General features: G+C 70.1%; 12 protein-coding genes. 6 read left to right on the forward strand and 6 right to left on the reverse strand.

Features of this window, described 5'->3' with window-relative positions:
- Positions 1-253: 253 nt before the first annotated feature.
- The 4 genes from ABTW72_RS00070 to ABTW72_RS00085 are packed head-to-tail and all read right to left on the reverse strand — an operon-like array spanning position 254 to position 5,243.
- Positions 254-2,188, reverse strand: a complete 1,935-nt coding sequence (locus ABTW72_RS00070) for a Na+/H+ antiporter NhaA (RefSeq protein ID WP_350852022.1) — start codon at positions 2,186-2,188, stop codon at positions 254-256.
- A gap of 43 nt (positions 2,189-2,231) precedes the next feature.
- A complete protein-coding gene (locus ABTW72_RS00075) occupies positions 2,232-3,737 on the reverse strand; it encodes a tripartite tricarboxylate transporter permease (RefSeq protein WP_350852025.1) in 1,506 nt (501 codons plus the stop codon).
- 20 nt (positions 3,738-3,757) lie between these two features.
- Positions 3,758-4,219: a tripartite tricarboxylate transporter TctB family protein gene (locus ABTW72_RS00080; RefSeq protein ID WP_350852028.1), complete on the reverse strand. Its 462-nt coding sequence runs from the start codon at positions 4,217-4,219 to the stop codon at positions 3,758-3,760.
- Between the two features lies 1 nt (position 4,220).
- On the reverse strand, positions 4,221-5,243 hold the full coding sequence (locus tag ABTW72_RS00085) for a tripartite tricarboxylate transporter substrate-binding protein (RefSeq protein WP_350852031.1): 1,023 nt from the start codon (positions 5,241-5,243) through the stop codon (positions 4,221-4,223).
- Positions 5,244-5,387: 144 nt separating this feature from the next.
- On the opposite strand from ABTW72_RS00085, the gene ABTW72_RS00090 reads away from it, so the two are divergent.
- On the forward strand, positions 5,388-6,071 hold the full coding sequence (locus tag ABTW72_RS00090; protein WP_350852034.1) for a response regulator transcription factor: 684 nt from the start codon (positions 5,388-5,390) through the stop codon (positions 6,069-6,071).
- Between the two features lie 6 nt (positions 6,072-6,077).
- A complete protein-coding gene (locus tag ABTW72_RS00095; protein ID WP_350852037.1) occupies positions 6,078-7,520 on the forward strand; it encodes a sensor histidine kinase in 1,443 nt (480 codons plus the stop codon).
- An 85-nt stretch (positions 7,521-7,605) separates the two neighbouring features.
- Here ABTW72_RS00095 and ABTW72_RS00100 read toward each other — a convergent pair whose 3' ends face one another.
- Complete coding sequence (locus ABTW72_RS00100) at positions 7,606-8,550, reverse strand: TAXI family TRAP transporter solute-binding subunit (protein ID WP_350852040.1); 945 nt, start codon at positions 8,548-8,550, stop codon at positions 7,606-7,608.
- A gap of 180 nt (positions 8,551-8,730) precedes the next feature.
- Between ABTW72_RS00100 and ABTW72_RS00105 the strand changes: the two genes are divergently transcribed.
- The 4 genes from ABTW72_RS00105 to ABTW72_RS00120 are packed head-to-tail and all read left to right on the forward strand — an operon-like array spanning position 8,731 to position 11,019.
- Positions 8,731-9,174, forward strand: coding sequence for a YbaB/EbfC family DNA-binding protein (locus ABTW72_RS00105; RefSeq protein ID WP_350852043.1), 444 nt, complete (start codon positions 8,731-8,733; stop codon positions 9,172-9,174).
- Positions 9,161-9,505: a type VII secretion target gene (locus ABTW72_RS00110; protein ID WP_350852045.1), complete on the forward strand. Its 345-nt coding sequence runs from the start codon at positions 9,161-9,163 to the stop codon at positions 9,503-9,505. Before ABTW72_RS00105 ends, ABTW72_RS00110 begins: the two co-directional genes overlap by 14 nt.
- The gene (locus ABTW72_RS00115) at positions 9,502-10,785 is read left to right on the forward strand and encodes a WXG100 family type VII secretion target (RefSeq protein WP_350852047.1); all 1,284 of its coding nucleotides are present in this window, start codon (positions 9,502-9,504) and stop codon (positions 10,783-10,785) included. Before ABTW72_RS00110 ends, ABTW72_RS00115 begins: the two co-directional genes overlap by 4 nt.
- A gap of 3 nt (positions 10,786-10,788) precedes the next feature.
- The gene (locus ABTW72_RS00120) at positions 10,789-11,019 is read left to right on the forward strand and encodes a hypothetical protein (RefSeq protein ID WP_350852050.1); all 231 of its coding nucleotides are present in this window, start codon (positions 10,789-10,791) and stop codon (positions 11,017-11,019) included.
- 117 nt (positions 11,020-11,136) lie between these two features.
- Here ABTW72_RS00120 and ABTW72_RS00125 read toward each other — a convergent pair whose 3' ends face one another.
- Complete coding sequence (locus ABTW72_RS00125; protein ID WP_350852053.1) at positions 11,137-11,820, reverse strand: hypothetical protein; 684 nt, start codon at positions 11,818-11,820, stop codon at positions 11,137-11,139.
- Positions 11,821-11,836 lie beyond the last annotated feature (16 nt).

Raw genomic sequence — 11,836 nt, forward strand, 5'->3', positions numbered from 1 at the left:
ACCCTCTGTGTGCCACGGTGATGTCGCAAACGATTCAGCTCCAAAGGCGCCGACCAACACCTCTCCACCCCGCGACGCGGAGGCGGATCGAAGGGCACGGCGGCGGATCCCGTTGATCCGGCGAGCCGCGACTGCCGGAGGGTGAGCGAGACGTCCACCCGTACCCGTGATCGTGGCGGCACCGCCGACGGCCGGGAGGCGACGCGGCGCCCGTCGACCACCGGGCCCGGTGACGACCGCACGGACCGCGCGGTCAGCTCGCCGGCCCGGTCTCGCGGCGGCCGGGATCCCGAGGGTGGTACTCGGGGCGGAGCTTCGCGCTCGCGAACGCCGACTTGACCGCCGCCGAGAGCGCGGCGATGTCGTACGCGCCGTGGTGTCGCCGGCCGTTGATGAAGAAGGTCGGGGTGCCGGTGACGCCGCTGAGGTCGGCCGAGTCGACGTCCTCGGCGATCCGGTCCACGCCCATCCGCTTCACCATGTGCTCCCGGAACCTGTCCAGGTCCAGGCCGAGCTGTTCGGCGTAACCGAGCAGGTCAGTGGGGTTGAGAGCGTCCTGGTGGGCGAGCAGCAGGTCGTGCATCTCCCAGAACGCGCCCTGCTCCCCCGCCGCCTCGGCGGCCTCGGCGGCGAGTTGGGCATGCGGGTGGACGTCGGTGAGCGGCAGGTGCCGCCAGACGTACCGGATGTTGGCGAAGTCCGCCAGCAGCTCTCGGACGACCGGCTCGGCCTGCCCGCAGTAGGGGCACTCGAAGTCGCCGTACTCCACCACCGTCACCGGCGCCTCGAGCGACCCCCGCAGGTGGTCGCGTTCCGCATCGACCGGCAGCATCAGGTCGACGATCCCCTCGGTGACGCCCAGCAGCGCGCGGGTCCGCCGCGCCGGCGAGAGCCGTCTGACGGAGCGGAACACCAGCCAGGTGACGAGGGACGCGCCGAGCGTCGCCACGAGGATGCCGAACTTCGCCTCGTCCAGGGCCGGGCCGCTCAGGGCATGGGTGGCGATCAGGAGCGCGACGGTGAAGCCGATGCCGGAGATCGTGCCGACCCCCGCGACGGCAACCCAACCGACGGGCGGCCGGAACCGGTTGCCGCTGAGCCGGGTCACCAACCACGCGCTGGCCACGATCCCGGCCGGCTTGCCGACGACGTACGCGACCACAACCCCGAGCGTGACTGGTGAGGTCACGGCCCGGGCCAGCAGGTCGCCGTCGATCACGATGCCGACGTTGGCCAGCGCGAACAGTGGCACCACCACGTAGCTCGCCAACGGGTGGTAGAGCGTCTGCAACCGTTCGTTGGGCGACAGCGCCGAGGTGAGCCCGGCCCGGGCCATCCGGGCGAGTTGCGGGGTGGGTTGTTCCCGGAACAGGCGGAACTGGTCGCTGGCCCGCTGCAGGTCGCCTCGACCGGGAGCGTAGGCGTAGGTCAGCAACCCCATCACCAGGCCCACCGCGACCGGGTCGACACCGGACATCGAGACGGCGAGCCAGGCCGCCACCCCGAGCAGCGCGTAGACCGGCCCGAACCGCACCCCGCAGCCCCGGACGAGCAGGACGACGCCGAAGATCGCCGCCGCGACGATCAGCGCCGTCAGCGAGGGGTGATGCGGGTACGCGATGGCCAGCACCGCGATCGCCACCACATCGTCGACGACGGAGACGGTCAGCAGGAAACCCCGCAGCCGTTCCGAGAAGCGTGGCCCGAAGACGGCCAGCGCGCCGAGCGCGAGCGCCGTGTCGGTGGCCATCACCGCACCCCAGCCCGCCGCGGTGGTGTGCCCGGCGTTGATGGCGAGGTAGATCGCGATCGGCACGAGCATGCCGCCGACCCCGGCCAGCATCGGCAACGCCAGGCGACGCCGCTCCCGCAACTCGCCGATGTCGAACTCGCGGCGCAACTCCAGCCCCGCGACCAGGAAGAAGAACGTCATCAGGCCGCTGTTGACCCAGAAACGCACGTCATGTGACACGCGCCAGTCGCCGAGCTGGATCGAGAATGAGGTCTCCCAGACCGACTCGTACGACGACACGTGCAGGTTCGCCCAGACGAGAGCCACCACCGCGGCGATCAGCACCACCCGCGCGCCGCCGGTCTCGGTACGCAGGAACGAGCGCAGCGGGGCGTTGAACCGCCTGTCCCAGACGGTCCGGCTGGTCCAGCCCCGGGGCGTGTTGTCGCTCGTCACGGGAACAATCTTCGTCGACCTGACCGTCACGTGGTCCGGATTGCTACTCCTCCTCGGCGAAGACGACAGCCCGGCGCTGACGGATCGTCGGCAGCACGGCGACGACGAGCGCGACGACGGCCAGGGCCAGCAGCGCCGCGGAGATCGGCCGGGTCACGAAGACCGACGGGTCGCCGCGGGAGATGATGAGCGCGCGTCGCAGGTTCTCCTCCAGCAGCGGTCCGAGGACGAAGCCGAGCAGCAGGGGCGCCGGCTCGCACCCGCACTTGATCAGGACGTAGCCCAGGATCCCGAAGAACGCGATGGCGTAGACGTCGTACGCGTTGAAGTTCAGTGAGTAGGTGCCGATGGCCGCGAACAGGATGATCATCGGGAAGAGCACCTGGTACGGGATGCGCAGCATGCGCACCCAGAGGCCGATCAGCGGCAGGTTGAGCAGCAGCAGGAGCACGTTGCCGATCCACATCGACGCGATCAGGCCCCAGAACAGCGCCGGCTCGTCGTTGATGACGTTCGGGCCCGGGGTGATGCCGTGGACGATGAACGCGCCGATCATCAGCGCCATCACCGGGTGGGCGGGCAGGCCCAGGGTGAGCAGCGGGATGAACGACGTCTGCGCGGCGGCGTTGTTCGCCGACTCGGGGCCGGCGACACCCTCGATCGCGCCCTGCCCGAACTCCTGCGGCCGCTTCGAGATGCGCTTCTCGACCGCGTACGAGGTGAACGAGGCGAGCACGTGGCCGCCGCCGGGCAGCACACCGAGCGCGGCGCCGAGACCGGTGCCCCGCAGGATCGGGGCGACGATCCGACGCCGGTCCTCGCGGGTCGGCCAGAGGTTGGTCACCTTGCTGACGATCGCCGTACGGGTCTGCTCGTTCTCCAGGTTGCGCAGGATCTCGGCCACCCCGAACAGGCCCACGGCGACCGACACGAAGTCGATGCCGCCGTACAGCTCGCGCTGCTCGAACACGAAGCGGGGCGTACCGGTGTAGATGTCCTGGCCGACGGTGCCGAGCAGCACGCCGAGCGCGATCATCGCCAGTGCCTTGAGCGCCGCGCCCCGCGCCAGCGCGATCGACACGATCAGGCCGAACAGCACGAGTGAGAAGTAGTCGGCCGGGCCGAACTTCAGCGCGACACTGGCCAGGGGCGGGGCAGCGGCGGCCAGCGCCACGGTGGCGACCGTACCCGCGACGAAGGAACCGATCGCCGCGGCCGCCAGGGCGGGGCCGGCCCGGCCCTGGCGGGCCATCTCGTGCCCGTCCAGCGCGGTGACCGCCGCGGACGACTCACCGGGCAGGTTGATCAGGATGGCGGTCGTCGAGCCGCCGTACTGTGCCCCGTAGTAGATGCCGGCCAGCATGATCAGCGCGGTGACCGGCTCGAAGCTGAACGTGATCGGCAGCAGCATCGCCACGGTGGCCGTGGGCCCGATGCCGGGCAGCACGCCGACCGCGGTCCCGAGCAGCACTCCCACGAAGCAGTAGAGGACGTTCTGGACCAGCAGGGCCGTCGAGAAGCCCAGCGCGAGGTTGTCGAGAAGTTCCATGCCTCAATCCGGATGCCGCGTCAGAGGCCCAGCCAGGGGCCCCACAGCGGGATCCGCAGCTGAAGTCCGACGACGAAGATGAGCGTGCTGGCCACTGTCAGCCCGGCGGCCACGGCCACCGCCGTGAGCAGCCGTACGCGTGCGCTGGCCAGTGTGGTGAGCAGTGCGGTCACCGCCGTCGTCGGTACGAACCCCAGTCGCCGGATGGTGAACCCGAAGAACAGGACCGCGAGCACGATGACGGCGACCGCCCGCCACGGGACCGGCCCGAACGAGATCACCTCACCGGCGATGAGCCCCTTGCCGGCGATCGCCAGGCCCAGGGCGACCACGGCCGCGCCGACCAGCAGCGGGAAGGCGCCCGGGCCCATCCGGGTCGGGGTGCCCAGCTCGTAGCCGAGCGCCCCCACCACGAACGCGCCACCGATCAGGACGAAGAGCCCCCCGGCGAGGACGTCGGGGAACGACCGACGGCGCTCCACCTCAGGAGACCTTGACCCCGGAGTCGGCAATGATCTTCGCCCAGGTGCCGAGCTGCTCGTCGAGCTTCGCCCGGTGCACGTCAGGGGTCGCGTCCTGGGCCGGCACCGGCGCGGTGCCCAGCTTGGCCATCTGGTCGATGACCCCCTGGTCGGCCAGTGCCACCTTCAACGCCTCGGACAGCTTCTGGACGATCTCCGGCGGGGTGTCGGCCGGAACGTAGAGACCGTGCCACACGCTGACCTTCAGCTGCGGCAACCCGGCCTCGGTGGTGGTGGGCAGGTCGGGAAGGCTCTTCACCCGCTCGGGCGTGGTGACCGCGTACGCCTTCACCTTTCCCGCGGCGATCTGACCGCTGGTGTTTGTCGTCTGGTCGCACATGAAATCGACCTGGCCACCGACGAGGTCGGTCAGCGCGGGACCGGTGCCCTGGTACGGAACCTCCTGGAGCTTCACACCGGTGGTGCTCTGGAACAGCAGACCGCACAGGTGCGACGCGGCGCCGATGCCGGCGTTGGCCAGCGTGACCTTGTTGGCGTTCGCCTTCACGTGGGTCACCAGGTCCTGGAGCGTCGCGGGCGCGAAGTCCTTACGAGCGACGATCGTCATCGGCACCTCGGTGACGAGCCCGACCGTCTCGAAGTCCTCCAGGGGCTTGTAACCCAGGCTCTTGTAGAGGGCGGGCGCCGTCGACATGCCGATGTGGTGCATGAGCACTGTGTAGCCGTCGGGCTTGGCCCGCGCGACATCGCCGGCGCCGACAGTGCCACCGGCACCCTCGACGTTCTGGACGACGATCTTGCCACCGAGCTTCGCGGCCATCGGCCCGGCGATCATCCGGGTGACAGTGTCCGTCGGACCACCCGCGCTGAACGGCACGACGATCGTGATGTTCTCGTCCGGGTAGTTCGCGGCATCCCCTCCGCCGGCGGCACCCCCGTTACCCGAACAGGCGGCGGCGAGCGCGACGACACCGATCGCGGCGATCATCCGCGCGGTGGCCCGGTACCTGCTGGTCGTTCCCATGTGGCGACCTCCCCATCAACGCATGGACATTCCTCGGCGCGTCAGTGGCACCCAGTCTCGGCTGGTCGGGGCCCGGATGGTGTCAGAAAAATCCCAAGAACCGGGCCGGCACGAGCACCCATCCGGGCCGTACACTTCGCCGGTATGCGGATAACCGTCATCGAGGATGACGACCGCGTGGCGCGGGGTCTGGTGACCGTCCTGACCCAGGCGGGCTTCGAGGTTCACCGCGTCGCCACCGCCGCGCAAGCCGAGCGCGCCGCGCCGTCCGACGTGGTCCTCGTCGACCTGGGTCTCCCCGACGGCGACGGGCTCGACGTGATCCGCAAGCTGCGTGACCACCCGCAGACCGCCGTCATCGCGGTGACCGCCCGGTCCGAGGAGCACGAACGGGTCCGTGGCCTGCGCGCCGGCGCCGACGACTACATCGTCAAACCGTTCGGCATCCCCGAGTTGCTCGCCCGCATCGACGCCGTCCTGCGGCGCACCCGGGCCGCTCGCGCCCTCGGCCAGGCCGACGAGCCACTCGCCCTCGGCCCGATGCGGATCGGCGTCGGCACCAGAGAGGTCACCGTCGACGGCGCGCTCGTGGCGTTGACCCGCAAGGAGTTCGAACTGCTCCTGCTCCTGGCCCGACGAGCACCCAACGTGGTCAGCCGCGACGTCATCCTCGACCAGATCTGGGGCGCGACCTGGGAGTCGTCCAGCCGCACCCTGGACACCCACATCGCGGCGCTGCGGCACAAGCTGGGGCCGGACGTGGTCATCCGGACCGTCCACGGCGTCGGCTATCGGCTGCTGGCCGACCAGCCGGAGCTGATCGGCTGACGGGCCGTGCACCGCCGGCTGCTCGTCGTCCTGGTTCCCCTCGCGGTGCTGCTCGTCGCAGCGCTCGGGGTGCCGCTCAGCATCACCGTTGCCGAACGGGAGATGCAGGAGACGTACGTCAACCGGCTGAACGACGTCGGCCGGTTCGCCTCGCTGGCCGAGACCGCGCTGTCGACCGGCCGCACCGAGGCGTTGCAGCAGGAGTTGACGCGCTACCACGAGCTCTACGGCATCCCGGTCGCGCTGATCGACACGTCGGGCACGGTGCTGCTCGGACCGGCCGACGCGTACCAGAAGGCGGCGCGCGGGGAGGCCGCGTTGCCCCGGATCGTGACCGCGGCGCTCGCCGGCGCCCGCTCCGAACCGTCCTGGGAATGGGCGCCGTGGGACGACTCCGCACTCGTGGTGGCGGAGCCGGTCGGCCGGGACAGTGAGGTCGTCGGCGCCGTCGTGACGATCTCCGACCTGTCCCGGACGCGCGAGCTCATCCTCGTACGCTGGGCCCGGCTGGCCGGCCTCGGGCTGCTGCCGTTGCTCGCGCTGACGGCCGTCGCCTGGCCGGTGTCGGCGTGGGTGCTGCGGCCGGTACGCAAACTCGACGCGGCGACCTCACGGATCTCCGAGGGCGACCTGACCATCCGCGCCGACGCCGAGGCCGGCCCGATCGAGCTGCGGCGGCTGGCGCGGTCGTTCAACACCATGATGGACGCCGTCGAGAACGCCGCCCAGCGACAGCGCGCCTTCGTCTCCGACGCGTCACACCAGTTACGCAACCCGTTGACCAGCCTGAGGCTCGCCGTGGAGAGCCTCGCGCCACACCTACGACCGGAGGGTGCCGGGCAGCAGGTGTACGACGTCGCCGTCGACGAACTGAAGGCGATGCAGCGGATGCTGAACTCGCTCCAGGCCAGCGCGCGGATGGAGAGCCTGCGCACGGCGTCGCCGGTGGACCTCGACGAGGTGCTGGCGACCCGGGTGGACCGGTGGCGGGCCCTGACGGCCACGGCCGGGCAGACCCTGACTGTCGACGTACCTCCGGGGTTGCGGTTGCTGGAACCGCCGGGCGGCCTGGGCAGCATCCTGGACGAGCTGATCAGCAACGCGTTGCGGCTGTCCGACGCGCAGGTCGTGGAGGTGACCGCGCGGGTCGTCTCCGCTGGTCCGGGCACCGTCACGGTCGCCGTTCGCGACGACGGCCAGGGCATCGACGTGTCCGAGCGGGCCCAGGCGTTGCAACGGTTCTGGCGCTCGCCTCGGCACCAGAACGTCTCCGGGACCGGCCTGGGCCTGGCGATCTGTGCCGACCTCATCGGGGCGGCCGGGGGTGAGCTGCGGCTGGAGGAGGGCCTGCCGCGTCCGGACGGGTCCGGGCACGGGCTCGCCGCGGTGGTGGTGTTGCCGGTCGCTCCCCGGGTGGCGTCGCCGTCCGACGCTCCGTCGCCGATCTGACGACTCCGGTCTCGGGGGGGGTCAGCGTTTGCGGTCGCGGCCTCAGCGTTGTGGTCGCGGGGGTCAGCGTTTGCGGTCGCGGGGGTCAGCGTTTGCGGTCGCGGAACCAGGCCGCCGCGCCCGGATGGAGCGGGACCGTCGCGGTGGAGATTCCGGTACGCACGTTGATCTGCCACGCCTCCGGAAGGTCCTCGGCGCCGTCACGACCGGCGGAGGTGATCGCCCCGGTGTGCCGGAAGACCGTGTCGGTGATGGCGTAGACCAGGTCGTCAGGCAGGTCGTCGCGCGCCAGCAGCACGTTCGGTACGGCGACGGTGCGGGTCGCCGGGACACCGGCGTAGGCGGCCGCATGGATCATGGCCGGGGCGTAGGGACCCGGGTACGCCGTGAAGAGCCCGTCGGCCTGCGCGTCCAACGGGATCAACCGGATCGGGTGCCGCTGCGCCAACTCGGTGATGGCGGGCGTCGGGACGCCGGTCAGCGAGAACATCGCGTCGATCGTGCCGTCGCGCAACGCCCCCGCCGACTCGGCCTGACTGAGGTTCCGGCCGTCGGCTTTGAGCGGTCCGAGCTTCAGGACCCGCAACGACGTGAACTCCGTGCCGGAGTCGTGGGCACCGAGGGACACGCGTTTGCCCTCAAGATCCCGAAACTCGCCGATCGCCGAGCCGGCCATGACCACGAGATGCAGATGACTGTCGTAGAGCCGGCAGATCGCCGACAGTCCACCGGGCGCGCTGCCGTCGCTGGTGATCAGCGCATCCAGGCTGGTCAGCCCCAGGTGCACCTCGCCGGCCCGCAACATCCGGATGTTGTCGGTGGACGCCCCGCTCGGCACGGTGGTCACCGTGGCACCCGGCACCTGCTCGGAGATGTGCTCAGCCAGCGCCCCACCGATCCGCCGGTAGACCGCTCCCGCCGGCCCGGTCGCCAGTCGCAGCTGGACCTCGTTTGCCTCGGGGTGACGTGAACAGCCGACGAGCAGCCCGCTGCCGGCCAGCAGCACCGCCCGCCGACTGAACCGCGTCATGCCGAGATGATACGGACGCCCCGCCCCACTGCGTCGATCTTGCAGTTTCGGTCGTCGTTATGCGGGATTCTGCGTCATTCGTCGCGACAGAAAGTGCAAGATCGCGCGGAGGCGATCCAGCCTTGTTGACCATCCCGAGGGGGCATGCACGCAGCGCCACTGGTTGGTAGCGTGCCGGTGATGTCGACGGTTGCCGCCGGCAGTGGTCCCCTGGGGAGGGTCGACGTGTGGGCGGACGACGCGGCGCTCGACGCGGCGGAGCGCCGGCTCGACGAGTGGGAATCGTCGCTCGCCGAGCGGGCTGCGCGAGCCAAGACTCTGTCGGCGACGATGCGGGATCTGACCGGCACCGCCCACAACGCCGATCGGACTGTCGACGTCACCGTCGACTCGGCCGGCCTGCTGATCGACCTACGGCTCGACGAGCGCATCCGGCAACAACCCGCCGCGCACACCGCTCGGCAGATCCTGGAGACCACCACTGCCGCGCGCGCCGACCTGCTCCGACAGGTCAGCGACGCAGCCACAGAGTCACTGGGCGACGACGCGAGCGCCCAAGCTATCATCGACTCGTACCGCAGCCGGCTTCTCCCGGACCAGGGATCGAACGATGCCCGCCGGTGACGGCATCCAGGTCGACCCGGACGACCTGACCGCCCACGCCGCGCGCCTCGATCGTTGCGCCGACCGCCTCGACACCGCCCAGCAGGCAGGCCAGCACGCCCGGTTGGGCGCCGACGCCTACGGGCAGCTCTGCGCGATGATGCCGGGGCTGCTCGACGGTCTGCAGCGAACCCTGGTCGACGGCATCGGCGCCGCCGCCGCATCTGTGCGGGACACCGCAGGCAAACTGCGGGTCGGAGCGGACCGCTACCGAAGCTCCGACGCCCACGCCAAGGAGCTACTCGACGGGGTGCGGCGGCACCAGCTCGACGGGGTGCGGCAGCGCTCGTGACGTCGAATCCGCTCGTCGCCGCCGCTGCGGACACCGCGCCCAGCGCCTGGGCGGGTGTGTGGATCTGCGAGGACATCGAACTCATCGCGCAGGGCATCCGGACCGGCAGTTGGATCGACGGCAGCCTCGGCGTCGTGAGCGCCGGCCTCGACGCCCTCGCCTTCGTCTCCGACCCGGTCGGCGCCCTGCTCCAGTACGGGATCGCGTGGCTGATCGAACACGTCAAGCCGCTCAGCGAGGCCCTGGACTGGCTCGCCGGCGACCCAGCGCAGATCACCGCACACGCCCAGACCTGGCGCAACGTGGCCGGGTCGCTCCGCGACGAAGCCGCCGAGTTGGCTCGCGCCGTCCGCACCGAAGTCGCCGGCTGGGGCGGCAGTGCCGGGCCCGCCTACCGAACTTGGGCCTCGGAACAGCAACAGGCCATCACCGGCCTCGCCCAGGGCGCCGACACCATGGCGGCGATCACCGAGGGCGCCGCCGGCCTGGTGGCCGCCGTCCGGCTCCTGGTCCGCGACGCCATCGCCACCTGCGTGTCCCGCATCATCGTGTACGCGGGCGAACTCCTCATCACCGGCGGACTGGCCGCGCCGCTGGTCGTGGAGCAGGTCACGACCTTGGTGGCGTCTTGGGGGGCGCGGATCGCGCGGTTGTTGCGCGGGTTGCTGGCCAGCCTGCGACGGCTGATTCCGGAGATCCGCCGACTCGGCGACCTCATCGAGAAACTCAAGCAGGCGTTGGGACGCATTCGGAACGCGCCGGATGCGGGCCCCGGCAGCGCAACTCATGGGGCACGGTGGGTCCATGGCGGCCATACCACTCGGCCTCGCAATCTGGCGGACTACGGACGACAGGATCATTGGGCGGAGGAGGCGTACGAGGCGATCCGTCAACGGGCCGATGCCGACGTCATCGCTCGCCATCTCACGGACGCCCCCCGTCTCGACGGGGGGCGAGGGTTCTCGCAGGAGGAGATCGAGCAGATCCGCCGACACATCTTCTTTGACGAGCACCCGATGGATGACTACGCGGGCGGGATCAGCCATCAACGATACGATCCGAGCCCACCCATGGCTGAAGCATGGTTACGCTTGCGGCGAGGCAGCCCGTTGCCCGAGGATTACGCACTGCTGGAGCACGAATTGGCGGAACTGCGCTACTACCGGGAACACCCCCAGGCGGCATACCGGGAAGCACATCTTGCCGCCAACCAGGTGTCCGACTGGGAGACGTCCGTACCAGGGCCGACCTACGAGGACTACTCAGCGTTGGGAGGCTAGAACATGGGAATGATGGTGACCGCCCGGCGCGTGGATGCAACAGGGGGTGAGGTCCGATACGAGTTCGGGCTGGATGACAAGTTCGACCGGATCCTGACAATCGATCCACGCACCCTCGATGCCAGTGTCGAAGATGGTGATTTCAACTCGGCGGCAGGTGCGATAACGGCAAAGATCGTGAAGGCTTGGCGGTCCAGCGGCGAGTTCCCGACGAGAATGCTCTTCGCAAGCTGAACCCGGTCGGGCTGCCCAGCTCCCGTCGGTGTCCACGTCAAGCGTTGTTCAAGGAAGTGGTGGACGGACCTATTCGGCGAAGGCTCCCCTGAGCGCGCGAAGTCCGATGCCCAGAGCTCAACGGTACTGACGCTGCTGAGCCGCGAGGATCTCTGACCTCACCTCCGTTGGCAGCTCGACCACCTCGACTTCCAGCCCGAACCCGCGTAGTGCCGCGGCAGCCCAGGAGCGCGCGGTCGTGAAATGGTGGGCGGCCTCCGGGTCGGAGAGGCAGAGCACCAGGCGCGGCGAGGTCGGTAGCGACGACGCCACGAACATCAGTCGGAACGCGTCGGCGAGCACCTTGTGCTTCTGCGCGGACTTCGGCGGCCCCTGGTGCGCCCACGCCTCGACGAGGACGGTCAGGTTCTCGTCCGCCCCGTCGACCTCGACCCGGGATCCATCCTCCAGCACGAATCGCCGAGGGCTGAGCGCGCAGCGCAACCGGACGCCGAGCAACCCGAGCATCACGCTCTCGGCGTGCCGTTGCACCGCGCTGTCGCCGGCGGCCGGTGCCGGCCGGGTCTCCTGCCGCACGATCGGGGCCGCCGTACCGCCCTCCCTCGGGAGTTCGTTCACAATCTTGCCGGTGGGCCCGACGTATCTGCATATCCGACGGCTCTGCTCCAACCGGCGGCACACCTGGTTGATGGTCTGCCGCGGTTGCACGTCGAGCCGTCGGGCGAGTTCGTCGTCGTCGAGCGGCGTCCTGGTATGCAGCAACTCCTGCATGACCCGCTCCGCGATCGTGAGGCCCCTCATCGAAGTCTGGTTCCCT

It is taken from the genome of Micromonospora sp. NPDC127501 (assembly GCF_040302185.1).
In the GTDB taxonomy this organism is placed as follows: Bacteria; Actinomycetota; Actinomycetes; order Mycobacteriales; family Micromonosporaceae; genus Micromonospora.